This window comes from Neptuniibacter sp. QD72_48 (assembly GCF_047778065.1).
In the GTDB taxonomy this organism is placed as follows: domain Bacteria; phylum Pseudomonadota; class Gammaproteobacteria; order Pseudomonadales; family Balneatricaceae; genus Neptuniibacter.
Genome location: NZ_CP180547.1, coordinates 2,644,740 through 2,667,924, shown reverse-complemented (window position 1 = coordinate 2,667,924; position 23,185 = coordinate 2,644,740). Strand labels below are relative to the sequence as shown.

20 protein-coding genes and 7 tRNA genes are annotated in these 23,185 nt (G+C 43.6%); 18 read left to right on the top strand and 9 right to left on the bottom strand.

All coding sequences use genetic code 11. The features are described from left to right. Nucleotides 1–113: 113 nt before the first annotated feature. The 7 genes from ACMXYX_RS12015 to ACMXYX_RS11985 all read right to left on the bottom strand — a co-directional run bounded on the left by ACMXYX_RS12015 (nt 114) and on the right by ACMXYX_RS11985 (nt 7,825). The gene (locus ACMXYX_RS12015; protein ID WP_415895774.1) at nt 114–1,184 is read right to left on the bottom strand and encodes a TRAP transporter substrate-binding protein; all 1,071 of its coding nucleotides are present in this window, start codon (nt 1,182–1,184) and stop codon (nt 114–116) included. A 75-nt stretch (nt 1,185–1,259) separates the two neighbouring features. Then, nucleotides 1,260–2,546 (bottom strand): phosphopyruvate hydratase, encoded by a 1,287-nt coding sequence (eno, locus tag ACMXYX_RS12010; protein ID WP_415896625.1) that lies wholly within the window; start codon nt 2,544–2,546, stop codon nt 1,260–1,262. Then, on the bottom strand, nt 2,533–2,676 hold the full coding sequence (locus ACMXYX_RS12005) for a hypothetical protein (RefSeq protein ID WP_415881830.1): 144 nt from the start codon (nt 2,674–2,676) through the stop codon (nt 2,533–2,535). The genes eno and ACMXYX_RS12005 overlap by 14 nt, the downstream gene beginning before the upstream one ends. 23 nt (nt 2,677–2,699) lie before the next feature. Next, nucleotides 2,700–4,145 (bottom strand): pyruvate kinase, encoded by a 1,446-nt coding sequence (pyk, locus tag ACMXYX_RS12000; RefSeq protein WP_415881829.1) that lies wholly within the window; start codon nt 4,143–4,145, stop codon nt 2,700–2,702. A gap of 250 nt (nt 4,146–4,395) precedes the next feature. After that, nucleotides 4,396–5,538, bottom strand: a complete 1,143-nt coding sequence (locus ACMXYX_RS11995) for a glycerate kinase (RefSeq protein ID WP_415881828.1) — start codon at nt 5,536–5,538, stop codon at nt 4,396–4,398. Nucleotides 5,539–5,702: 164 nt separating this feature from the next. Next, nucleotides 5,703–6,866, bottom strand: a complete 1,164-nt coding sequence (locus ACMXYX_RS11990; RefSeq protein ID WP_415896624.1) for a sugar diacid recognition domain-containing protein — start codon at nt 6,864–6,866, stop codon at nt 5,703–5,705. 218 nt (nt 6,867–7,084) lie between these two features. Continuing rightward, entirely contained in the window at nt 7,085–7,825 is a 741-nt protein-coding gene (locus ACMXYX_RS11985; RefSeq protein WP_415896623.1) for a hypothetical protein, read from the bottom strand. Nucleotides 7,826–8,035: 210 nt separating this feature from the next. On the opposite strand from ACMXYX_RS11985, the gene ACMXYX_RS11980 reads away from it, so the two are divergent. The 10 genes from ACMXYX_RS11980 (at nt 8,036) to ACMXYX_RS11935 (ending at nt 13,662) form a co-directional block, all read left to right on the top strand. Then, a tRNA-Glu gene (locus ACMXYX_RS11980) sits at nt 8,036–8,111 on the top strand. A 32-nt stretch (nt 8,112–8,143) separates the two neighbouring features. Beyond that, nucleotides 8,144–8,218: transfer RNA gene (locus tag ACMXYX_RS11975), tRNA-Gly, on the top strand. 375 nt (nt 8,219–8,593) lie between these two features. Beyond that, nucleotides 8,594–8,669, top strand: a tRNA-Glu gene (locus tag ACMXYX_RS11970). A gap of 32 nt (nt 8,670–8,701) precedes the next feature. Then, nucleotides 8,702–8,776: transfer RNA gene (locus ACMXYX_RS11965), tRNA-Gly, on the top strand. 26 nt (nt 8,777–8,802) lie between these two features. After that, nucleotides 8,803–8,878: transfer RNA gene (locus ACMXYX_RS11960), tRNA-Glu, on the top strand. A gap of 33 nt (nt 8,879–8,911) precedes the next feature. Beyond that, a tRNA-Gly gene (locus ACMXYX_RS11955) sits at nt 8,912–8,986 on the top strand. Between the two features lie 26 nt (nt 8,987–9,012). Continuing rightward, nucleotides 9,013–9,088 (top strand) — tRNA-Glu (locus ACMXYX_RS11950). A 149-nt stretch (nt 9,089–9,237) separates the two neighbouring features. After that, nucleotides 9,238–9,648 carry a hypothetical protein gene (locus ACMXYX_RS11945; RefSeq protein WP_415881825.1) on the top strand — a complete coding sequence of 137 codons (411 nt, stop codon included), beginning with the start codon at nt 9,238–9,240 and terminating at the stop codon, nt 9,646–9,648. Further along, nucleotides 9,623–10,813, top strand: a complete 1,191-nt coding sequence (locus tag ACMXYX_RS11940) for a hypothetical protein (protein ID WP_415896622.1) — start codon at nt 9,623–9,625, stop codon at nt 10,811–10,813. Before ACMXYX_RS11945 ends, ACMXYX_RS11940 begins: the two co-directional genes overlap by 26 nt. Before the next feature lie 5 nt (nt 10,814–10,818). Beyond that, on the top strand, nt 10,819–13,662 hold the full coding sequence (locus tag ACMXYX_RS11935; RefSeq protein WP_415881823.1) for an EAL domain-containing protein: 2,844 nt from the start codon (nt 10,819–10,821) through the stop codon (nt 13,660–13,662). A gap of 25 nt (nt 13,663–13,687) precedes the next feature. Here the strand turns inward: ACMXYX_RS11935 and ACMXYX_RS11930 are convergent, their stop codons facing one another. Beyond that, nucleotides 13,688–14,083 carry a PA2817 family protein gene (locus ACMXYX_RS11930; protein ID WP_415881822.1) on the bottom strand — a complete coding sequence of 132 codons (396 nt, stop codon included), beginning with the start codon at nt 14,081–14,083 and terminating at the stop codon, nt 13,688–13,690. 178 nt (nt 14,084–14,261) lie between these two features. Here ACMXYX_RS11930 and ACMXYX_RS11925 point away from each other — a divergent pair, with 178 nt between their 5' ends. The 6 genes from ACMXYX_RS11925 (at nt 14,262) to ACMXYX_RS11900 (ending at nt 20,166) form a co-directional block, all read left to right on the top strand. Then, nucleotides 14,262–15,182 carry an ABC transporter ATP-binding protein gene (locus ACMXYX_RS11925; protein ID WP_415881821.1) on the top strand — a complete coding sequence of 307 codons (921 nt, stop codon included), beginning with the start codon at nt 14,262–14,264 and terminating at the stop codon, nt 15,180–15,182. An 8-nt stretch (nt 15,183–15,190) separates the two neighbouring features. Beyond that, the gene (locus ACMXYX_RS11920; RefSeq protein ID WP_415888751.1) at nt 15,191–15,964 is read left to right on the top strand and encodes an ABC transporter permease; all 774 of its coding nucleotides are present in this window, start codon (nt 15,191–15,193) and stop codon (nt 15,962–15,964) included. Continuing rightward, the gene (gene queF / locus ACMXYX_RS11915) at nt 15,965–16,789 is read left to right on the top strand and encodes an NADPH-dependent 7-cyano-7-deazaguanine reductase QueF (protein WP_415896621.1); all 825 of its coding nucleotides are present in this window, start codon (nt 15,965–15,967) and stop codon (nt 16,787–16,789) included. Nucleotides 16,790–16,797: 8 nt separating this feature from the next. Further along, nucleotides 16,798–17,358: an NAD(P)H nitroreductase gene (locus ACMXYX_RS11910; RefSeq protein ID WP_415896620.1), complete on the top strand. Its 561-nt coding sequence runs from the start codon at nt 16,798–16,800 to the stop codon at nt 17,356–17,358. 10 nt (nt 17,359–17,368) lie between these two features. Continuing rightward, nucleotides 17,369–17,830 carry a YiiD C-terminal domain-containing protein gene (locus ACMXYX_RS11905; RefSeq protein WP_415896619.1) on the top strand — a complete coding sequence of 154 codons (462 nt, stop codon included), beginning with the start codon at nt 17,369–17,371 and terminating at the stop codon, nt 17,828–17,830. 122 nt (nt 17,831–17,952) lie between these two features. Beyond that, entirely contained in the window at nt 17,953–20,166 is a 2,214-nt protein-coding gene (locus tag ACMXYX_RS11900; RefSeq protein ID WP_415896618.1) for a heavy metal translocating P-type ATPase, read from the top strand. On the opposite strand, the gene ACMXYX_RS11895 is transcribed toward ACMXYX_RS11900, so the two are convergent. Further along, nucleotides 20,152–20,733 (bottom strand): peptidylprolyl isomerase, encoded by a 582-nt coding sequence (locus ACMXYX_RS11895; RefSeq protein WP_415896617.1) that lies wholly within the window; start codon nt 20,731–20,733, stop codon nt 20,152–20,154. The genes ACMXYX_RS11900 and ACMXYX_RS11895 overlap by 15 nt on opposite strands. A gap of 241 nt (nt 20,734–20,974) precedes the next feature. Between ACMXYX_RS11895 and ACMXYX_RS11890 the strand changes: the two genes are divergently transcribed. Next, nucleotides 20,975–21,346, top strand: coding sequence for a VOC family protein (locus tag ACMXYX_RS11890; protein ID WP_415881814.1), 372 nt, complete (start codon nt 20,975–20,977; stop codon nt 21,344–21,346). A 137-nt stretch (nt 21,347–21,483) separates the two neighbouring features. Further along, a complete protein-coding gene (locus tag ACMXYX_RS11885; protein ID WP_415896616.1) occupies nt 21,484–23,172 on the top strand; it encodes a methyl-accepting chemotaxis protein in 1,689 nt (562 codons plus the stop codon). Nucleotides 23,173–23,185: the final 13 nt, after the last annotated feature.

The following is a 23,185-nucleotide window of genomic DNA, read 5'->3' as shown; positions in this document are numbered from 1 at the left end:
GGGACCCACCCTTGGAAATTCTGAAAAGAAAAGAGGTGTTCAGAACGGTTGAATAACCGTTCTGAACGGGTATGACATAGACCTGACTCGGTGTGAATCAGGCTATTTGATGCTTAGTCTTGAGGCTTAGTACGTGGAAGGTAAGCCAAAGACTCCCATAAATCGTAACCACCGCGGAACTGACTCATGTCATCCCATACTTTCTTGAAGAAAGCGTTTTCACTTTGCTCTGCCACCACTTCATCCCAAGAGGATTTGAAGGCTGTTAACATAGTGTCGTTCCAGTAACGCAGTTCAACGCCTTTTTCTGCGGACTTAGCTAGTACTTCAAACTGGCTAGCTTCACCTTCGGCCAATGACTCCGTAATAGAGGCTTTACAGGTAGTTTCAATGATTTCCTGTTGTGTAGCTGACATCTTGTTCCAAGTATCTTTATTGATTAGCAGCTCATGCAGGGTCGCTTGCTGGTGCCAGCCTGGGAAGTAGTTATATTTTACGATCTTATGAAAACCTAGGCGTTGGTCAATTTGTGGGAGTGAAAACTCAGTGGCATCGATTGCACCTTTTTCCAAGGCGCCAAAGATTTCACCACCAGGTAGCTGTACCGTACCTACGCCCATTTTTTCCATGACCTTAGCGCCTAGGCCAAAGAAGCGCATATTGATGCCTTTAAGGTCTTCCGGTTTTTCGATCGGTTTAGAGAACCAGCCAGAGGTTTCTGGTGGATTAATGGCGCAAGGGATGTTGTGTACGTTATAGCCATGAGAATCGTACATTTCCTGCCATAACTTACGGCCATTGCCATAGTACAACCAAGCTAAGTATTCACCTGCTTCGGGACCAAACGGTACTGCTGAAAACAATGCGGATGCTGGGATCTTACCTTGCCAATATCCAGCCGTTGCATAGCCTGAATTAATCTTACCTGTAGATACGGCATCAAGGATTTCTGGTGGAGCAACAAGTTTACCTGGCTCATACACCTTCATTTTGATATTGCCACCACTAATCTTATTTAGGCGTTCTGCTACTTCAACAATAGGAGAGCCTAATGCTGGCAGGTTGGTCGCAAAAGCAATCGGTGTTTTCAACAGTACTCTGCCTTCTGCTAATACTGTGGAAGACATTGATACAGTAGCTGCAACAATCGCTGTACTCAGAATGGTTTTTCTCATGGTTTTCATAAGTAACTCCAGTTTCTATTTTTATAGTAGTAATGCGGATATCGACTTATTCGCATGGGGTTCTTGAGGTAATGCTTAGTTAAAAATTGTTGCTCCGGGATAAGGAGCTTCGCCGGTCAATTCGGCTTCAATTCGAAGAAGGCGGTTGTATTTCGCGACACGATCAGAACGACATAAAGACCCGGTTTTTATCTGGCCCGCAGCAGTACCAACGGCTAAATCTGCAATAGTGGTGTCTTCGGTTTCACCTGAACGGTGAGAAATTATGACGCTATAACCAGCGGCTTTGGCCAAGCGAATAGCATCAAGTGTTTCAGATAGAGTGCCGATCTGGTTGAATTTGATCAGTATTGAGTTAGCAACCTTCTGTTCTATTCCCTGTTGTAGAATTTTGCTATTGGTCACAAACAAATCATCACCGACCAATTGGACTTTATCGCCTAGCTTTTGCGTAAGTTCTGACCAGCCCTTCCAGTCGGATTCGTCCATGCCATCTTCGATCGAACGAATTGGGTATTTAGCAGCCAGTTCAGCTAGATAGCTGCTGAATTCACTGGCACTAAACTGCTTGTTTTCACCACTTAGCTGATAGAGGTTATCTTGGTAAAATTCTGATGCAGCGCAATCTAATGCTAGGCTAATATCAGTACCTAGTTGATACCCAGCCTGTTCAACAGCCTGCTGAATAATGATTAACGCCTGCTCATTGCTGCCTAAATTTGGAGCGAAGCCGCCTTCATCACCTACCGCAGTATTTAAGCCTTGTTGTTGTAGTACTGTTTTCAAACTATGGAAAACTTCTGTGCCACAGCGCAACGCTTCAGAAAAACTGCTGAAATTCAGTGGCTGTACCATAAATTCCTGAATATCCACGTTATTGTCAGCATGCTCACCGCCGTTAAGAATATTCATCATTGGTACTGGCATTAGGTATTCACCGGGAGTGCCATTCATTTCTGCAATGTGGGCATACAGAGGCATTTGCTTTTCGATAGCAGCCGCTTTAGCAACAGCTAAAGATACCGCTAAGGTGGCATTGGCACCCAGGTTCGCTTTGTTTTCAGTACCGTCCAGATTGATCAAGCATTGGTCTAACTGTTGCTGGTCTAAACAATCCATGCCTTGTAGGGCTTGGTTGATGGATCTGTTTACATTGGCAACCGCTTTTAAAACGCCTTTTCCTTGATAGCGTTTTTTATCGCCATCCCGTAGCTCTAAAGCTTCTCGGGAACCGGTGGATGCGCCTGAGGGAGCACAAGCAGATGCAGAAACGCCCGAGTCCAGAATGACATCCGCTTCAACCGTTGGATTACCGCGTGAATCTAGGACTTCGCGACCGATGATCTGTTTAATCTTGCTCATGACTTTTACCTTCGGTTTCATTCGCAGGGGGATGCGGTATCTCTAGCAATTCTTGCTGCTCGGACACTTCTATTCGAAAGTCAAAATCTCTCGGCCAAGCAGCGGGTTCGTAGGTATTAGTTGGTTCCATGGCATCTCCTCCTGTTATGTTTCTTATTTGATATCACTGCCAACACGAACAATTTTTAGCGTGTTGGTACCACCGTGAACATTGAGGTAATCCCCTTTGCTGATCATGACCAAATCACCTTCGGTGACGATTTTTGCGTCGATTAAGCTGTTTACAGCAGACTGATTAATCTGTTCGTGAGATATGGAAGAGGCATCGAAAAATAGAGGTACGACACCACGAAATATGGCTGCTCGATGCAAGGCTTCTTGATTAGGGCTTAAGGCAAAAATCGGTAAGCCTGAACGGATGCGAGACATTAGTAACGGAGTGGCACCGGTCTCGGTCATCGCAATAATCGCTTTAACCCCAGATAGGTGGTTGGCGGCATACATTGCGGCCAGGCCGATGGTTTCATCAATATTTGAGAATGATTGATGCATTCGGTGACCAGAGGTTCTTGTTTGAGGTTGAGTTTCCGCGCCCTCTATTACACGCACCATGGCTTCAACAGTTTCGATCGGATAATCACCAGCAGCCGTTTCAGCTGATAGCATGACTGCATCGGTGCCATCCAGAACTGCGTTGGCGACATCAAAAACTTCGGCACGGGTTGGCATCGGGTTCGTGATCATCGATTCCATCATCTGGGTTGCCGTTATCACTACACGGTTTAATTGTCGTGCCCGTTGGATTATCTGCTTTTGCACACCGATTAGTTCGGCATCCCCAATTTCGACCCCTAAGTCTCCGCGCGCGACCATAACGCCATCAGAGGCTTCGATAATTTGATCAAGTACTTCTGGATTGCTGACAGTTTCAGCGCGTTCAATCTTTGCTATTAAACCGGCACTACTACCTGTCGGAGTGAGCAGGGCGCGTGCTTCCTGCATATCGGCGGCATCGCGAGGGAACGAAACGGCTAGGTAATCCACACCGATCTCTGCGGCAGCTAAAATATCTGCTTTATCCTTATCTGTTAGCGCGGCTGCTGATAATCCGCCGCCTTGTCGGTTTATGCCTTTGTTATTAGATAGGTAACCACCTAGGACAACGGTGCAGTGGATTTCTGGAGCGGAGATCTTTTCAACGCGCATTGTCAGGCGACCATCATCCAGCAGCAAAAGGTCTCCTGCTTGGCAGTCTTCAACTAAGCCTTTGTAATCAAGCCCGACTTGATCTTGGTTGCCAGCGTCTGTATCCAACTCTGCATTAAGGGTAAAAGCCTGACCTGCTTTGAGTAGGACTTTGCCATCAACAAAGCGGGATATGCGGATTTTTGGACCTTGAAGGTCGCCTAATATTGCAACGTAGCGGTTAGCCGATTTGGCTGCTTCACGTACACGTTGTGCACGAATTTTATGGTCAGTCACAGTTCCGTGGGAGAAATTCAGGCGGACAACATCGACACCTGATTGAATCAGCTGACTGATTACCGCAGGGGAATCAGAGGCTGGGCCAAGAGTAGCAACGATTTTTGTTCTTCTCATGATCTGTGTTCCTGTAGCCTTTTAGGTATGAACACATTATCGGATGATGAGAAAGGACCTGCCTCGGCAGGTGTACAAAATTAATAGCTAATTCAGATCTGTTTTTTGTGCATTTGTACAAAAGTGAGTTGTGAGTAAAGATAGCCGTATTTTGAGTAAAAAAAAGCCGGTCTGAGTATCAGACCGGCAAGAGTACAGCAAAGCGCTGTAAGAGGTCAGGGCCACAGAGCGGTCCTGAGGATGTGATTCTTTAAATGTTACTGTGGTTAAATGCCCAGATCGTTGCGATATTTTTGGCACAATTTTGTAGATTGATTTCTGCTTGTTGTAGTGCTTCTGGTAAAGAGACGATGCCAGGCACAACACTAAATATGGCATCAATGCCACAGGCTTTCAGAGGGGCTTGTTCTGGAGTAATGGAGCCAGCTAGCGCTATGACAGGGCAGTTAAAATGCTTAGCTCGCTTTGCAACACCAATAGGCGTTTTGCCGCGTAAACTTTGGCTATCAATGCTGCCTTCACCTGTAATTACCAAATCAGCAGCTTTCAAGTGTTGGTCTATTTGTACAGCGTTTAAGACGATTTCAATTCCACTTTTAAGTTGAGTGTTAAACAGAGCACATAATGCTGCGCCTATGCCTCCTGCAGCCCCAGTTCCAGGGACTTGGGTTACATCAGTGCCGCTAACGCGCGTTAGAAATTGTGCAAAATGTTTTAGGTTTTGATCTAGACGGGATACCTGTTCTTTACTGGCACCTTTCTGTGGGCCAAAGGTGCTTGAGGCTCCTTCTGGTCCAAGTAGAGGGTTATCAACATCGCAGGCTACTTCAAATTGAACATGTTTTAAGCGTGGATCGAGTTGGCTGATATCCAGATCCGCTAGTTTATGTAAGGAGCCACCACCGGGGGCTAAAGGATGGCCCGCAGCATCTAGAAGCTTTGCACCAAGGGCCCGTAGGATTCCAGCGCCACCGTCATTGGTCGCGCTACCACCTAAACCAAAAATGATCCGAGTAACCCCTTTATCTAAAGCTGCGCGAATTAATTCGCCAGTGCCGTAGCTGGAGGTAATCATCGGATTGCGCTGATTCATTGGAATCAGGTCTAGGCCTGAAGCTGCAGCTGTTTCAATGACAGCTGTTTCACCATCGCCTAGAACTCCCCAAGTGGCAGTAACTGTTTGTCCAAGTGGATCTTGTACTTGAGTGTGATGGAAAGAGCCGCGTGTGGAAGAAATCAAGGCGGCAGTTGTCCCTTCGCCACCATCTGCTACCGGAAGTTGAATATATTCGGCCTGCGGAAGAATGTGACTAAAGCCCTGTTTAATGGCTTCAGCTACCTGCTGTGCGGAAAGACTCTCTTTAAAAGAGTCTGGAGCAATAACTATTTTCATAACAATCCTTAAGCAATGCAGGGTGACAGCAAAGTGCTACAACCAGTAATGATTTAAGGATTATTATCCGAAGTTGTGGGGATGACGGCTTCGTACAAAAAAACAAATTAAAAAGGCTTAGTAGTTTTGTTTTTGTCAGATTGCACAATTTAGGGTGATATTAGTTATTCCGGCTTGTTATCCCATTCGCTTAATCGGGTAGCGATGTATAAACGAAAGAGATCTTGAAGGTTTTTAAGATCGATATCTAAGATATCATTAATTTTCTCAAGCCTGTAGCGCAGAGTGTTGCGATGAACATGCAGACTTTCAGCTGTGAGTGAAAAGTCTGTGTTATTAGCGAAATAGACTTGCAGAGTTTTTTGCAAACTGCCATTACTGTCTTTTTTAACCAGCTTTTCATAGTCTGCTAATAATTGAGGGCCGCTCCAGCTTTCTAATGAGTCTTTCAGAACCAAATCCAACAGCATCTCTCTGGCTGAAAATAGTTGTTGTTTAGGATGGCTCAGCTTGCCGACTTCAAGGGTTTTGAGTGCGCTTTGATAGGATTCAGCTAGACCTTCTATACCTTCAAAATACTGTCCCAGACTGATGTGGAAGTTAATATCAGTTTGCTTGGCGAGTTGCAGACGATATTTCTCTTGGTGTTCTTGGCTTTTTTGATAATCCCAATGTTCATTGCGTAAGAGTATTTTTTGCAAAATAACAATTTGAGTTGGGCTTGATATAGCGAGTAATGTGTCTGGATCACGTTTTTCTAGTAGACGTAAAATCCCTTGCATGGTTGAGAGGGAGATATCTTTTTGTGTTTCAGCAGATCTAAGATCAACGATCATTGCAACACGAGGGATGTTTAGATCTATTTTCATTCGTTCAACACGATCGTTGAACAATGTATCGTTCTGCCAACCTCCCTCAATCAAGCGCACGATAACACTTTCCTGAAGGCGTCGGTCCCAGCGTACCTGCGCAGCGAGCATTGCTTGTTCTAAAACAAGTTCAGCTGTCATTACAACAAGGTCGGCGTATTTACGCACTTCGTTGGGATTACCAGTAATTCCTACAACTCCAATAATCTGTCCATCATTGGTGATAGGTATATTGATACCGCCTTGTACACCGGTTAAAGACTCAGCTTGGTCGGAATCAAAATCGATCTCCGCTTTAGCATTTAAAACTTGCAGGGCGCCTTCGTGGAGTTGATCAATCCGATCTGGATCACCAGAACCAACGATGATTGCTTGGTGGTTCATTACATTGACGTTATGACCGATGATTTTCATCGAGCGATCTACGATTTTTTGAGCAATTTGGTGATCAATATACATGGTTTTCTGTAACAGCTTTTTGGGCAGCTTAATACAGAGTAGGTGAATACGCCAAGAATGGACTTATGATGCTGCCATTATTTTCTATTTAATAAATGAGTTTAATAAAGTGTTTTCAGGGGAGGGGAAAAGTGTTCGTAAGAGTGAGTGGCTATATATTGAAGAGCAAAATGTATAAAACAGAGGCCTACTATTATGTAGGCCATATTCGATAGGATCTAGAAATTAAATTTTTTCCCAGTGTCTATTTCCTGCTCTTTCGCGATACGCTTTTCTTCGTTTGCTTGATCGATCTGTTCGGCCAGCTGAGTTAGATGTGTACGAATTTCGTAGAGCTGGCGATCTAGTTCTTGATTGCGGTTTAAGTTATTGAGTTTGCTAAAGCAGCTGCGGTAATGATGTACAACTACTTCAGGGCCTTGTTGCTGTTCAGTTTCTATTGCGCTCATAAGATCAATATCAACTTCGATTCTACTATAGATGCGTTTAGCTTCCATGGTTAGGTGATCGGCGGTATTGCCGTTCAATTCACCCTTGTTTTTAATCTCGCTTACAAACTGAGCAAACTCTTTAATAACTCCAAGCGCTCTGGCTGCTTCATTTGGATTGGAAAACAGCGTCATTGAACCGGAAGGGTGGCTGACAGGTTCTTGAGCCGCGCTTACCATCGATTGAAAAGCTGCTTGCTGTTGTCGGTTGGACTCTGATCCATCCAGTTCGACCACAGCATTCCAGCGAACCTCTATGTATTTAACTAGTAAAGAGTGGATCTCACTTGTAATAAGGATTGGGGGGAAGGCTTCAAATAGATGCGAGGCACGACGAATGGCTGTTTTGAGTGTTATGAGTCTCAGGCTACGCTCTCTTTTCTTATTCTCGATATCTTGGACGGCAAATCCAATTCCTGCCATAACGGCGACACCAAGTAGAATTAAAAGTCCAATATAGGTCGGGCTCATAAAAGTAGGTCCTGACTGTCAGTGAAAAAGCGATTTTTCAAAAGTCTTAAATAAGTTAGAGGATTGTATAACGCTCTATCTATATAAGTAAGTTTACACTATCGAAAAAGCACCTGATTTTATAGATAAAAAAATCAAAAAAGTGCTTGTAATTGCAAAGGGGTGTATATATTATATGCCCCGCTTTCAGAGCTTATCTGGAACTACAGCGTCCCATTCGTCTAGTGGTCTAGGACACCGCCCTTTCACGGCGGTAACAGGGGTTCGAACCCCCTATGGGACGCCATTTTCTTTCTAGCTTATAGTTAAAAAGAATATGCGGGAATAGCTCAGTGGTAGAGCACAACCTTGCCAAGGTTGGGGTCGCGAGTTCGAACCTCGTTTCCCGCTCCAAATGCAGCCAGCTTATTGCTGGTTTTTTTATGCCTGAAATTTATCCTCTCTCGATTGTTTGTTTTCTCCCTTAAGTTTTCTATTTGTTTGTTTAGACTTTCCGTTCGGTCGCATTATTCATTTACTTCAATGAATTGAATGTTGATTGAGCAATTATGCTTACATTTGTTTTTTCTAATTCGGTGGTGTTCTTAATAACGCCTTTCTAACCAATAGGTTAGGTGGATTTTTGTTTAATTTTTGAGCGTTGTTTTAAATATTTTTTCAATAACAAAAAAACTGCAATTTTTTCTTGAAAATAGGGTTGACCCACCAGAATCAGTTCTTTAATATACGCGCCTCCTCACAAGGGAACACCCTTTGAGGAACAGCAGCGTCCCATTCGTCTAGTGGTCTAGGACACCGCCCTTTCACGGCGGTAACAGGGGTTCGAACCCCCTATGGGACGCCATTTTCTTTAGATTATTTATCTTAAGAAAATATGCGGGAATAGCTCAGTGGTAGAGCACAACCTTGCCAAGGTTGGGGTCGCGAGTTCGAACCTCGTTTCCCGCTCCAACTCTTCGGAGTTTACAATTTGTTGCGTCCCATTCGTCTAGTGGTCTAGGACACCGCCCTTTCACGGCGGTAACAGGGGTTCGAACCCCCTATGGGACGCCATTCTCTTCTTAAGAATATTGATCTTAAGAGATTGCGGGAATAGCTCAGTGGTAGAGCACAACCTTGCCAAGGTTGGGGTCGCGAGTTCGAACCTCGTTTCCCGCTCCAACTCTTCGGAGTTTACAATTTGTTGCGTCCCATTCGTCTAGTGGTCTAGGACACCGCCCTTTCACGGCGGTAACAGGGGTTCGAACCCCCTATGGGACGCCATTCCTCCTTTATGCTTATTTTTTCCTCAGTTACTGGGCAGTGAGTGTGTGTTTAGTCTAAACTAAGCGAATATTCGGCCAGATAAGGTATTTATGCCGTTTGGGTATAATACCAGGCTGTTTCACATAGGATGTGGTTGGCTTCATTGTATGATCAGAACTCTGGTTTTATTACTGCTGTTGTTGCTACCTAAGACAGCTTTGTCTGAGGTGATAGTCAATTCAGAGGTCTCTCTGGAAAGTCTGTCGAAGCAATATTTGCTTTCAATCTTCTCCATGCGTACACGAACTTGGCCAGATGGCATGCCAGTTCATGTATTCATTCTTCCGCCTTACCAAGCTGAACATCAGCTTTTTGTTAAGCAGTCTTTGGGTATATTCCCTTATCAGCTATCTAATATCTGGGATCGATCTGTTTTTTCTGGTGCGGGACAATCACCGATTACGGTTAATTCCGAAGCTGAAATGCTTCAACGAGTGTCCCAAACTAAAGGGGCTATAGGCTATGTGATGACATCGATCCAAGGAGGGCTGAATGTTAAAGTCATTACGATTAAATAGGTTGCTGTTGCTCATAGTGGCCTCCGTTTCTATGTCAGTACAAGGGGCACCTGATATAGAATTTAATGGGTTTATTACTCAGGGATATACCCATACTAGTGATAATAGCTTCTACGGTGATAGTGAATCGGGCAGTTGGGATTTTCGGGAAATTGCCGGAAATGCTTCTTGGCGTTTAAGTGATCGTCTACTGCTGACTGGGCAGTTAATGTCACGTAGAGCAGGTGAGGTTGATGATGGTGATCTCACTGTCGATTATGGCTTGCTTGATTATCGGGTTTATGAAGGTGAGCGTGGGTCTTTTGGTATAAGTGTAGGTCGTATTAAGAATCCCTTTGGTTTCTATAATAAGACACGAGATGTGGCGTTTACTCGTCCATCCGCAGTTCTACCACAATCTTTATATTTTGATAAAGCCAGAAACTTAGAATTGTCTTCTGACGGTTTTAGATTGTACGGCCGTTATCTGTTTGATCATGGTGCCTTGGAATCTGAACTTGTTATGGGGGAACCACGTAAAGATCTAAACGTGGAATACGCATATTTAAATAATAATTGGGATGGCGCTTTTAGCGACAGCACTGGGCATTTATGGCGCACAGAATATAGTTTAAGTGATTATAGCTTTGTGGTTGCAGCTACTATTGGTGGTTTTAAATTAGATTTTGATGGCCCTGATACGCCTTCTCTGGGGGCCCCAGGTGATGGGCGTGTAGATATTGATGTTACAGTACTGTCTATGCAATACAACTGGCAGAAATGGAGCCTGACAGGTGAATATTTCCAACAGGAAATTAACTGGGGAAGTTTAGCTGGTGTTTATGCATTAATTCCTGAAAATACAACAGAATCTTTTTATCTTCAGCTGGATCACCGTTTAACATCTGATCTGACACTATTTTTACGTCGTGACATGCTTTATTTAGACAAAGATGACCGTGATGGGACGGATACCGCAGCGTTACTAGGTATGCCTGCTCATACTCAATTTTCCTTTGATTGGACGCTAGGGGTTGGTTGGAAGCCTAATCAAAATTGGTTATTACGTGCAGAGTGGCATAAAGTTGAAGGTACAGGCTGGTTAGCTGCTCAAGAAAATCCGAATGACCAGGATGAGGTTGAAGATTGGGATATGCTTTCCTTACAAGCGACCTATAGGTTTTAAGCTATATGTCGATTGAGAGTTCAACTGAAAGGTCTTTTTTAAGTCTGCGCTGGAAGGTTTTTCTTAACCTTATCCTTGTGCTGGCTGTTTTGCACTTGGCGTATAGTTACTACTCTTATGTACAGTTGACTCAAAAAACCACTCAAGAACAGTTTGAATCTTCAGAGCGAGATCTTTTTGTATTAGAGGGCTTAGTTTCTTCTTCCTTTGATCGTTTGCTCGAAATGGGGCAGATGATCCCTATTGTTGTCGACTCAAAAGGGGCTTCTGCCGGTGCTTATATTGAGTCAATTGAGCGTTATTTTCCCGGTTTGTTGATGAATGGTGCAATGGATGCTGTTTATCTATATGACCAATATGGTCAAGCGCTTCACAAGCAAGGAATCATTGTTAAGCTTCCTTTTTCTGTCATATCCCAAGTTTTATCTAAAGAAACGCCTTATAACTACTTCTATTGCGTCAAAGAATGTTTACGTTATGTCGCTATGCCAGTCCGTCTTGAAAAGGACAATGTTGGAGTCATGGTAGTTGGGCGCGAAATGCGTGATGTTATTCTTGATTTTAAGAAGCAAAGTGGCAGAGATATCGGCTTGGCTGTTCAGCCAAAAAACCAAGTGAAAGCCGCTCGTTTATGGAAACTGGATTTAAAATATCTGACAGAGAAGTCCGATAACGTTACGCTGCTTAATAAGTTGGTCAGTGAAAAGAGTATTCCCCCGAAAGGAGGTGTATTTGAAGTTGAGAGTGGCGAAAAAAAGTATCAGATCATACTTCAGCCGCCATTAGGGGCTGAGCCTGGTGCTGCCTATTGGATTTTGATTGATGATCACACTCAAAGCTATCGCGAAGCTCAAGCTGAACTTTTCCAGCAGTTGATGGTATCTGGTATAGGCCTATTCTTGGCAGCTCTGTTTCAGTTGGCAATGATTCGTTCGCCACTAAATATGATCACTGAGATATCTGTGCTACTCCCTTTATTGGCTGGAAGTGCCTTTACCGAAATGCGTCAGCGCCTTGGCGCTATTCAGCGTAAGGCTATCTACGAAGATGAATTGGATTTATTGAAAGATAGTACGTTGGATTTAGCCAATCAATTAGAGAGGCTGGAAACTTCTTTGCTGGAGCGGGCACAAAATCTAACCGAGCGATCAGTGCAATTAGAAGCAGAAAGGGACTTTGTTACTAGTCTGCTTGATACAGCTGAAACAATCATCCTAACGCTAGATAGCAATGGGAACATAGTTACTTTGAATCGATTTGGGCAGGAGGTTTTAGGGCTATCTTCTGCTGATGCTAAGCTGATGCATTATCTTGACCTTAATCATGACCCAAAGCGTCAAGAAGAGCTCAAAGTGCAGTTGGAGAATTTGCTTACTCGTAAAGAGTCAAAGGTACAAATTGAGTCATCCATCCGTTCTAGTACAGGACAGATGCTGCAAATTTCTTGGTTACACTCCATTTTGAATATCCCGGGTGCTGATGCGCAGATTCTTTCTATAGGTTTGGATTTTACCGAACGTCAGCATGCAGAAAAACGGCTTATTTGGATGGCAAATCATGATCCATTGACAGCGCTTCCAAATCGTTTGTTTTTTAATGAAAAAGTAGAAAGTGCTATTCGCAGGTGTGAGCCTGATAACACTATTGTTGCTGTCCTTTTCTGTGATTTAGATTCTTTCAAAGATGTAAATGATTCGCTTGGGCACCCTGTGGGGGATGAGCTTTTACAGCAAACGGCTGAACGTATCCAAACGGTTATCGCCAACGATGGTGTTTTGGCGCGTCTAGGTGGAGATGAATTTACTATTCTGCTTGAAGGAAAAAGTTCAGTTCGTGAAGTGGAGCTGGTGGCCCAGCATATTCTTAGAGCGTTTAGGCAGTCTTTCTTTATTGATGGTTATGAAATATTCAGTACGGTCAGTATCGGCATTTCCCTTTTCCCTGAGCATGGACGTGATGTAATTAGCCTTATTCAGCATGCTGACGTGGCAATGTTTGATGCCAAAGAAAGCGGGAAAAATCAGTTGCGCTTTTATCATGACGAGCAAGGAAGTCAGCGCTACGAGCGCTTCTCGTTGGTGAATGATCTTCGTCGAGCATTAGAAAAAGAAGAATTTAGAATTTTCTATCAGCCGCAAATTGATGCGAGGGATGGCAGTGTAATGGGGGTTGAAGCCCTATTGCGTTGGCAGCACGAAGAAGCGGGAATGATTTCTCCGGCTAAATTTATCCCTCTTGCTGAAGAGCAGGGGCTTATTGTGCCTATAGGTGAATGGGTTCTAGAGGAAGCGTGCCGTAATGGTAAGGCTTGGCATGATCAAGGCATGGATATCCGTATCGGGGTGAATATTGCTGGGCAGCAGATTATGCATGAAAGCTTACTTTCCACCGTAAGACGGGTTATACGAGAAACTAATATTTCTCCAGATCTCCTTGATTTAGAAGTGACTGAAAATTTCTTACTTAGACAACCGGAAATCACTATTCCTAAGCTACATAAGTTCCGCGATATGGGACTTTCACTATCGATGGATGATTTTGGTACAGGTTTTTCTTCGCTTAGTTACTTGAAAAAGTTGCCGCTGAATACCTTGAAGATAGACCAGAGTTTTGTGCGTGATATTGGCACAAACCCAGAAGGGGAAGCCATTGTTAAGGCGATTATCGTATTGGCGCAGAGTTTAGGTCTTGAGGCTTTGGCTGAAGGTGTTGAGACTAGTGATCAGCTATCTTACTTACGGCAACATGGCTGTCACTTGATACAAGGTTATTATTTTAGTCGTCCTTTACCAGCTGATGAACTGCCTGATTTTGTTATGAACCAGGCAGTTGAAATCTCTTTCGAATAGAGACTATGTGGACGCTATAAACTAATTAGTTCTGGCCAAATAAGCCTGCGCGTTTATTGATGTAATCAAACTCTTCATTATTTTCTTCGGCTTCAAAGCGCATTTCATCTAGCTGTTGGAATTTTTGAATTTCATCATCCGTCATATTGTGAAGATTATTACCCCCAAAAAACCAAAGAAGGTCGCGGGCAATAAGGTGTGCTAACTCTGGATAGCGACGGAAAGCTTTATCAATGAAATCAGCGCCTTGATCATAAACGCCAGCTTCTTGTGATTCGAAATTCTCAATCAGTTGCTGAAATTCCTCAATAAAATCCAAATCATCTTGAGTCGGTGTTTCTGATTTGAAAGGATCTCGATTAATAAAGTTATTGTAAGCAATTTTTAAGAAATTCAGGTGATGAATTTGGTAAGATGTCATTTTGCTCTCCAGATAATGGACAGGGTTATTTTATAAGCTCAGGCTCATTGCAGCCAGCCTTACACCTGACTTAATCCTGTATTTGCACAGTTTGCTTAAATCTTGCGATGAGAGATTCAATTCACTTAGGTTCTAAGTCGATTTGGATAATTACCTGCTTATATTTTTGGAAAGATTAATGACGTTAGCGCTCTCTATAAAAAACCTGCGTAAAGTCTATGGGAATGGCTTTGAAGCATTAAAGGATATCTCCTTTGATGTTCAACAAGGGGATTTTTTCGCCTTACTAGGCCCTAATGGTGCTGGTAAATCGACTACCTTGGGTATTGTCTCCTCCTTGGTGAATAAAACCTCGGGCAGCGTATCGATCTTCGGGGTGGATTTGGATAAGGACTTAACCCAAGCCAAAAAATATCTGGGTGTTGTGCCGCAAGAATTTAATTTCAACATGTTTGAAAACGTGCGGGATATTTTAATTACTCAGGCGGGATATTACGGTATTAACCGTAAAGCAGCTGGAGAGCGAGCAGATTATTACCTAAAACAACTAGGTTTATGGGATAAGCGTAACGGTGCTGCTCGCATGCTATCGGGTGGCATGAAGCGTCGTTTAATGATTGCGCGAGCATTGATGCATGATCCAAAACTTTTGATTCTGGATGAGCCAACAGCTGGCGTAGATATCGAGTTAAGACGTTCCATGTGGGAGTTCTTACAAGAGATTAATGCGGCGGGAACCACAATCATTCTGACGACACACTACTTAGAAGAAGCGGAAAGTCTTTGTCGCAATATTGCGATTATTGATCAGGGTAATATTGTTAAAAACACCAGCATGCGAGCTCTGTTGCAGCAACTGAATACTGAAACTTTCCTACTTGATCTCGATTCAAACTTAGAAGCTGCACCAGTGGTCTCAGGTTATCCGATCAGATTGCAAGGTGACCATCTGTTAGAAGTGGATGTAGAAAAACATCAGAGCTTGAATACGCTCTTTGTTGAGCTACAAAAGCAGGGTGTGAATGTGAGTAGTATGCGTAACAAATCCAATCGATTGGAAGAGTTGTTTGTTGCGTTAGTAGATAAAAGTTTGGATTAGGATTAGGCATGAATACCCAAGATTTATTGGTAGCTTTCTGGACCATTGTTCGACGCGAAATAAAGCGTTTTATGCGGATCTGGGCTCAGACGCTTCTACCTCCTGCCATCACTATGACACTGTATTTCATCATCTTCGGTAATCTGATTGGTAGCCGGATCGGTGAGATGGGTGGCTTTGACTATATGGAATATATAGTGCCAGGCCTGATTATGATGTCAGTAATTACTAACTCTTATAGCAACGTAGTGTCATCGTTCTATAGCACTAAATTCCAAAAAAACATTGAGGAGCTACTAGTTTCGCCTGTTCCTAACTGGGTGATTTTAAGTGGTTTTGTTTTAGGTGGAGTGGCGCGTGGGTTGGGCGTTGGTTTAATTGTCACAATATTGTCTCTATTCTTTACCGATCTTCAGGTTCAGAACCTTCTAGTGACTATTGCGATTGTCTTCCTAACTTCAGTGCTGTTTGCTTTAGGCGGTTTTATCAATGCTGTTTTTGCGAACTCGTTTGATGATATCAGCATCATTCCGACCTTCGTGCTCACCCCTTTAACCTATTTGGGTGGGGTGTTTTATTCGATACAGTTACTGCCGGAGTTTTGGCAAGGGGTTTCTCAGTTAAATCCGATTCTGTATATGGTGAATACCTTTAGATACGGTATTCTAGGTGTAAGTGATATAAATGTAGGGTTTGCTTTCGGCATGATTATTCTGTTTATCGCCGGTCTATTTTCATATGCCCTATATCTGCTACAAAACGGTAAAGGTATCCGTAGTTAAATGAAAGAACATGATGTAATTGCCAGCTCGCCATTAGGGCAAGGTACCGAGTACGTTAACAGCTATGATCCAAATCTGTTGTATCCAATTGCACGCGACGTCAATTGGAAGCAGCAAGGTGTAGAACGTAAAGAGCTTCCATTTGTAGGTGTTGATATTTGGAACGCCTATGAGATGTCTTGGTTGAATCAGCGTGGTAAACCCGAGGTACGTTTAGCTGAGTTTAAGGTATTTGCTGATTCTGAAAATATTATCGAGTCTAAGTCGTTTAAGCTGTATTTAAACTCATTCAATCTCAGTAAATTTTCCTCTGAAAGCGAAGTGAAAGAACGCTTAATCGAGGACCTATCAGCAGCCGCTGGTGGACGCGTAGAGGTTCGTATATACCATCCTGATCAAGCACCAGAATTTGGGCAATTCACGGGCTTTTGTATCGATAATCAGGATGTTGAGATTACCCAATACACTCCAGCGCCAGAGTTATTAACAACGGGTGAAGATGATGTTGAGGAGGTGCTTTATAGCCATCTTCTCAAATCAAACTGTCCTGTAACGGGGCAGCCTGATTGGGCGACGCTCGGTATTAGTTATTGTGGTAAAGAGATCGATAGAGAAGGCTTACTGAAATACATCATCTCTTACCGTGAGCATGGCGATTTCCATGAGCAATGTGTAGAAAATATTTTTATGCACATCTGGGAGCGCTGTAAGCCACAGAGCCTGAATGTTTATGCACGTTATGTTCGCCGTGGTGGTTTAGATATTAATCCATTCAGAAGTAGTGATTCTGAAGATATTGATAATCTGCGTTTGAGCCGCCAGTAGAGGGTAATATGGAAGCTTTAGAATTATTACATAATCGTGTTTCTTGCCCGGTTTTGAATGAGCCAGGCCCGACCGAAGAGCAGTTAAAGAACATTTACCAGGCAGCTTTACGTGCGCCCGATCATGGAGCGCTCCGTCCATGGCGCTTTTTGTCTGTGCAAGGCGATGCTAGGGTAAAGCTTGGTGAGCTTTTTCTTCGCGGTGCTTTAGCGAACGATGCTGAACTGCCTGATGCAAAACAAGATAAAATTCGTGCGATGCCTCTTCGAGCGCCATGCATGTTAGTTGTGATTGCCGCAGTCAAAGATAGTCCTAAAATTCCTGTTTTAGAGCAGGAGGTTTCAGCAGGCTGTGCCGCTCAGAATATGATTTTAGCTGCTTATGCTCAGGGTCTAGGGGCTATGTGGCGAACAGGTGATATGGCTTATAACTCAGTTGTACGTGAAGGCTTAGGTTTAACTGAGCAGGAAACGATTATTGGTTATATCTATCTAGGAACACCAAAGAAATTACGTAAGGCTCCTGTGCATGATCAGCAGGAGTATGTCGTTGAATGGACTGGCGTATAGGTAGCACCCTTTGAGCGAAGCAAACAGTACTACTGAGTTTCTTACTTGGCTTAAATCACAAATCCCATTGGTTAATCATATGGGAGTAAAGCCTTTAGATTGGGATGGCAAGTGCTTGCGAATGTCTGCAGCGCTTGAGCCTAATGTAAACGATAAGGGCACAGGCTTTGGCGGATCTCTAGCAACTTTATCCACACTCTGCGGTTGGAGTGCTGTGACTTTGTATCTTCGTGCTCAGGGCAGAAACGATGATGTGGTTATTCGTGAGAGTAAGCTGGAGTATTTCCTGCCGGTAACCTCTGATTTTACCGCAGAATGCCAGCTGCCTGATGTCGAAGCGTTAGCTGTTTTTGATCAAAAAATGCAGGCTAAGGGCCGTTCTCGGATGGATTTAGTGATCGAAATTAAACAGAAAGACCAAGTCGCTATGCGTCTTAGTGGCAGTTATGTTGCTATGGAAAAGAAGTCGTAGCCGCCTTACCTCACACATCCTCTCCTATATATTCTTGACCCTATAGTTAGCTTTAGGGTTTATGCTTAAGGTAGTTTCATCACGTAATTTCTCAATCTATTAACCATACTACAGGTTTCATCATGATTTATCGGTTGTCTTTGCAAGGCGTTAAATGTGCAGGCTGTGTTAGGTCATTGGAAAAAGGCTTACAGCAAGCAGATGTAATTGAGGACTTTGCGGTTAATTTTGCTGATCGAAGCTTAAGTGTTTCCTCTGAATCCAGTGTTGAGCACGTTATCGCTGCAGTAGAAAGTGCAGGGTATGGTGCAGAAGAGATCACTGATGAAACTGACTTCGAGCAAATCGAAGCGCGAGAAAATAGACAGTATCAGATAACGCTTAAGCGCAGTGTGATTGGTTTGGCTTTTGGGGCTTTGTTAATGCTTCAAGGCTGGTTGGGCATGATGCCAGATATCACAACAACCTCAGGACTATGGGTAGGGGCAGTGACTGGTGTGGCTGCGCTACTTTTGATGTTTTTCTGCGCGGGGCATATCTATCAAGGTGCTTATAAATCGGCTTTTCTAGGGCGATTTAATATGGATAGCTTAATCGCTTTAGGGACAGGAGCTGCGTGGATCTACTCTACTGGTCTATTGCTCGTTTCTGCTTCAGGCATCGAACTACCTATGGAAGCACGCCATCTTTATTACGAAGCTTCTGTGATGATTCTTGGTTTTATTCTACTTGGGCAGGCATTGGAGGCTCGAGCGCGAAAGAAAACCGGTGATGCTGTTCGCAGCCTTATGAATCTTCGACCTGCTACAGCGCTTCGTGTTCGTGATGGTGAGGAAAAAGAAATACCCGTTGAACTCCTCGCCTTAGGAGATGAGATCCGTGTTCGCCCAGGAGAGCGAGTGCCAATCGATGGTCAGGTATTGTCTGGCAGCAGTTACTTGGATGAATCTATGTTAACCGGGGAATCAATGCCGGTGAATAAGGAGATTGGTGATTCTGTAGTGGGCGGGACATTGAATGGATCAGGAAGCTTGCTTATTAAAGTTGAGCAGATTGGTTCCCAAACGGTACTAGCACAGATCATTGAGGCAGTGCGTGAAGCTCAAAACTGCAAGCCGGAACTCGGAAAACTGGCCGATAAAATTGCAGCTGTTTTTGTTCCAGTCGTAATGGGTTTAGCCGTTGTCACTGCTGTCATTTGGTGGCTGTTCGGCCCAGAGCCTCAGTTGACCTACGCCATAATTACTATGATGACTGTGCTGATAATTGCTTGTCCGTGCGCTTTAGGATTGGCGACACCTATGTCAGTTATGGTAGCTGTCGGTAAAGCCGCGCAAAACGGTATTTTGATTCGTAATGCGGATGCTCTGCAATTAGCCGAAAAAATCTCAGTCGTCGTGTTAGATAAAACTGGTACGGTGACTCGAGGTGAGCCGGAGGTTACAGATCAGTTGTTTCTACGTGGTGATCAGGCCTTAGTTAGAGCAACTGTGGCAGCTATTGAGGCTCATTCGGAGCATCCATTGGGGACTGCATTGGTTAAGCAGTTTGCGGCTGGGGAATTGTCAGTAGAGGTTACGAATTTTCAGAATGTATCTGGGCAAGGGGTCATTGCCGAAACTGACTCTGGCAGATGGTATATCGGCAATCAAGCATGGATGGACGAAAACCAAGTTGATTGTAACCAAGTGACAGAAGTGGTTTCTAAGTGGAGTAACGAATCTAAATCCCTTGTCTTTGTTGCTCAGAATAATAGTCTGGTTGCGTTGTTTGGTGTTGCAGATCCAATTAAAGAGGACTCTGAACAAGCGATTAGTGCACTTAAAGCTTCAGGTTTAAACGTTGTTTTACTCTCAGGGGATAACAGTAAAACAGCAAATGCTGTGGCAAAGTCTGTAGGGATCAATCAAGTTTTTGCGGATGTAAGGCCTGAGGAAAAGCAGGCCGTTATTCAACGTTTGCAGGAGCAGGGTGAAGTGGTGGCGATGGTCGGTGACGGTGTTAATGATGCGCCGGCACTAGCACAAGCTGATCTTGGTTATGCGATCGGTTCTGGCTCTGATATTGCGATAGCGAGCTCTGACGTGACTTTGATTTCGGGCTCTTTAAAAGGTGTCGAGAAGGCGATAAATCTGTCTAAACAAACGGTTCGAAATATTCGCCAGAACTTGTTCGGAGCCTTTATATACAACGGGCTAGCAATCCCAGTTGCAGCGGGGGTTTTGTTTCCAGTGGCTGGTATTCTTCTGAATCCGGCCATAGCAGGTGCTGCTATGGCCATGTCTTCAGTGACAGTTGTGAGTAATGCTAACCGTCTTCGCTTAGTTCGCCTTTGATTCGGCAGCTAAGCGTTCAATCTTTTCGATAATCACTGTTTGTTGTGGGACATTACGGTGGCCACCTTTAGGCGCAGTAGGGCTTCGGCTAATACGAACCACTAGATCCAGACCCTCAGTTACTTTACCAAATACCGCATAACCTGGGCGTCTACCGCGTGCATCAAGGTTGTAGTTGTTAACCGCATTGATAAAAAACTGTGATGTAGCACTGTCAGGGAAGTTGGTGCGGGCCATCGAGATCGTTCCCTGTTGATTGCTCAAGCCGTTAGTTGATTCATTTTTAATTGGGTCTCGAACCTCTTTTCTTTCAAGGCCTTGGGTGAAACCACCACCTTGAATCATAAAACTTGGAATAGTACGGTGAAAAATCGTGCCTTCATAGAAGCCGCTATCTACATAATCTAGGAAGTTTTTAACCGTGATCGGGGCTTTTTCTGGATAAAGCTCTAATTTGATGTCACCCAAATTGGTTTTCATAACAATCTGCGGGTTGGCTTGTTCAGCAAAAGCGACGTTTATAAGAGAAAACGTAAGTGTGAAAATTGCGAGAATTTTTTTAAACATAGTCTTATCAACAATTAGATTTATTTGTTGGCATATTACCTAATTATCAAACCCGTCGTCACCTCAGTTATTTCCCACTCATTTCGGGTGAATTACCTATTGGTCATCTATTAAGCAATTATCTGATATCAAAAGAGTTTTGCTATCTTTGAGAATCGTTCTATAGTAGTAGAGTATGTAACTCCTAAGTACTGTTGAGCCATTTCTAAGATTTGAAGATTGCGCTCGGTAGGAGGCGCTTATGACGTTTACGATAGAAAAGCTAGATCACATTGTTCTAAACACTCTCAATGAGGAAGCGTGTTTGGACTTTTATGTCCGTGTTCTTGGCTGTGAACTGATTCGTAAGGTGGAAAGCCCTCCGATGTATCAACTTAGAGCAGGTGACTCTCTGATTGATATCAAGCCGGTTACAGAGCGTAGTGAACACGCAAATCTTGATCATTTTTGTTTGAGGATTAAACCATTTGAACCCGAGGTGTTATTTCCTTTTTTGGGGAGGGAAGGAGTGCCTTATGGACGGGTTGAAAACAGGAACGGCGCAACAGGCTTTGGTAGTTCAGTTTACATCGAAGATCCAGATGGGAACTGTATCGAACTAAAAGCCGCATAGTCAGTGTAAATAAAAATTAAATTAGAAAGCACAGACTTTGCGTAACAATAACAATAAATGCGGTTTGAAATATGGACATTCTAAGGTGCATACCTATATGCCTTAAGCCGCAAATAAGAGTTGGAGTGAGTTAACTCATGGGCAATATGGCGCTAAAACATAAAATGCTTTTATTAACACTGATACCGTTGATTGCGGTATTGGGTGTCGTCATGGTCGTTGTTAATTTTCAGTTAAGAGCTCTAGGTGAGCATGAAATCGAGGAATTGCGTACCGAGTTAATGGCGAGTAAAAAAGAGTCATTGAAGAGCTATGTCGATTTGGCAACATCATCGGTTAAGCACATTTATGAAGGAACAGGTAAAGACGACCTATACGCACAAGAGCAGGCGTTGAAAATTATGACCGAGCTTTCCTATGGGGATAAAGGTGACGGTTATATTTTCGTGTACAAGTACGACGGTACTAATTTAGCTACACGCCCTAAACCGCAATTGCGCGGTAAAAACTTGATGGGTTTGAAAGATAAAAATGGTGTTCTAATTATTGAAGAGCTAATCAAAGCAGCGAAAAAAGGGGGAGACTACTTAACCTACGTTTGGACGAAGCCTTCCAAAAATGCGGATGTGGATAAGCTGAGTTACGCTATTGGCCTGGAAAATTGGGAATGGATGGTAGGTACTGGTTTTTATATTGATGATATTGATGATCAAGTTGCAGCTGCTACAGAAAAGCTGGAAGCAGAAATTACCAATACCATGATGTTTATTTTAATGATTGGTGGCGGCTTTGTTATAGTCTTTGGTTTGGTTTCAATAATGTTGGCGAACAGCATTGCTAATCCGTTAGCTGCAGCTGCAGCCGCATTAAAAGATATTGGCGAGGGTGAAGGTGATCTTAGTAAGCGCTTAGATACCAGTGCTAAAGGTGAAGTAGGCGAGCTCGCTCATGGGTTTAACTCTTTCGCAGCTAAAATTCAGTCGCTCATTGTTGAGGTTAAATCTTCAATCGAAGAGCTTTCAAGTGCAACTTCTCGTATGACAGGTGTCGTTGATGACACTAGGCAAGAGGTAAATGATCAGCGTCAGGAAACCGAGCAGGTTGCTGCTGCAATTCACCAGATGGCTGCAGCTGTGCAAGAGGTATCTACAAACGCAACCAATGCCTCGCACTCTGCGCAAACGGCTGATGATTCTGCCCAGGGTGGTCAGGTCGTTGTAAATGAAACCATCAATTCAATTCAGTCACTACAGAGTGGTGTGAATAATGCTGCGGATGTTATTGGTCAGTTAGACCGTGATTCAGAGCATATTGGTACGGTTATTAATGTCATTAAAGAGATTGCGGACCAAACCAATCTACTTGCTTTGAATGCAGCGATTGAAGCTGCAAGGGCGGGTGAGCAAGGTCGTGGTTTCTCTGTTGTGGCTGATGAAGTAAGAACGCTTGCCAATAGAACGCAACAGAGTACAGATGAAATTCAATCCATGATTGAAAAACTTCAATCAGGTGCGCGCCAAGCTGTTCAGGAGATGGAGCGTAGTCGTGAACAAACAGATCGTACAGTTGAAAAAGCGAGTCATACTGGGGATCAGTTAAATACTATAACGACCTCTGTTAGTGATATCAGTGGCATGAGTACTCAAATCGCAACCGCAGCGGAGCAGCAAACAGCTGTGGCAGATGAGCTAAGCAGAAGTATTCAGCATATTGCTGATATCTCTGAAAAAGCGAGTGGTAATGCCGATAGGCTATCTGCGACCACTGCGGAAATGTCGCAGCTCGAACAGCGCTTAACAACTTTGGTAAACCAGTTTAAAACGTAAAAGAAACTAGGTT

What these genes read in the sequence shown, in the direction of transcription:
- ACMXYX_RS12015 (WP_415895774.1), bottom strand. Translation starts at nt 1,184, where the DNA reads ATGAAAACCATGAGAAAAACCATTCTGAGTACAGCGATTGTTGCAGCT.
- eno (WP_415896625.1), bottom strand. Translation starts at nt 2,546, where the DNA reads ATGAGCAAGATTAAACAGATCATCGGTCGCGAAGTCCTAGATTCACGC.
- ACMXYX_RS12005 (WP_415881830.1), bottom strand. Translation starts at nt 2,676, where the DNA reads ATGGAACCAACTAATACCTACGAACCCGCTGCTTGGCCGAGAGATTTT.
- pyk (WP_415881829.1), bottom strand. Translation starts at nt 4,145, where the DNA reads ATGAGAAGAACAAAAATCGTTGCTACTCTTGGCCCAGCCTCTGATTCC.
- ACMXYX_RS11995 (WP_415881828.1), bottom strand. Translation starts at nt 5,538, where the DNA reads ATGAAAATAGTTATTGCTCCAGACTCTTTTAAAGAGAGTCTTTCCGCA.
- ACMXYX_RS11990 (WP_415896624.1), bottom strand. Translation starts at nt 6,866, where the DNA reads ATGTATATTGATCACCAAATTGCTCAAAAAATCGTAGATCGCTCGATG.
- ACMXYX_RS11985 (WP_415896623.1), bottom strand. Translation starts at nt 7,825, where the DNA reads ATGAGCCCGACCTATATTGGACTTTTAATTCTACTTGGTGTCGCCGTT.
- ACMXYX_RS11945 (WP_415881825.1), top strand. Translation starts at nt 9,238, where the DNA reads ATGATCAGAACTCTGGTTTTATTACTGCTGTTGTTGCTACCTAAGACA.
- ACMXYX_RS11940 (WP_415896622.1), top strand. Translation starts at nt 9,623, where the DNA reads ATGTTAAAGTCATTACGATTAAATAGGTTGCTGTTGCTCATAGTGGCC.
- ACMXYX_RS11935 (WP_415881823.1), top strand. Translation starts at nt 10,819, where the DNA reads ATGTCGATTGAGAGTTCAACTGAAAGGTCTTTTTTAAGTCTGCGCTGG.
- ACMXYX_RS11930 (WP_415881822.1), bottom strand. Translation starts at nt 14,083, where the DNA reads ATGACATCTTACCAAATTCATCACCTGAATTTCTTAAAAATTGCTTAC.
- ACMXYX_RS11925 (WP_415881821.1), top strand. Translation starts at nt 14,262, where the DNA reads ATGACGTTAGCGCTCTCTATAAAAAACCTGCGTAAAGTCTATGGGAAT.
- ACMXYX_RS11920 (WP_415888751.1), top strand. Translation starts at nt 15,191, where the DNA reads ATGAATACCCAAGATTTATTGGTAGCTTTCTGGACCATTGTTCGACGC.
- queF (WP_415896621.1), top strand. Translation starts at nt 15,965, where the DNA reads ATGAAAGAACATGATGTAATTGCCAGCTCGCCATTAGGGCAAGGTACC.
- ACMXYX_RS11910 (WP_415896620.1), top strand. Translation starts at nt 16,798, where the DNA reads ATGGAAGCTTTAGAATTATTACATAATCGTGTTTCTTGCCCGGTTTTG.
- ACMXYX_RS11900 (WP_415896618.1), top strand. Translation starts at nt 17,953, where the DNA reads ATGATTTATCGGTTGTCTTTGCAAGGCGTTAAATGTGCAGGCTGTGTT.
- ACMXYX_RS11895 (WP_415896617.1), bottom strand. Translation starts at nt 20,733, where the DNA reads ATGTTTAAAAAAATTCTCGCAATTTTCACACTTACGTTTTCTCTTATA.
- ACMXYX_RS11890 (WP_415881814.1), top strand. Translation starts at nt 20,975, where the DNA reads ATGACGTTTACGATAGAAAAGCTAGATCACATTGTTCTAAACACTCTC.
- ACMXYX_RS11885 (WP_415896616.1), top strand. Translation starts at nt 21,484, where the DNA reads ATGGGCAATATGGCGCTAAAACATAAAATGCTTTTATTAACACTGATA.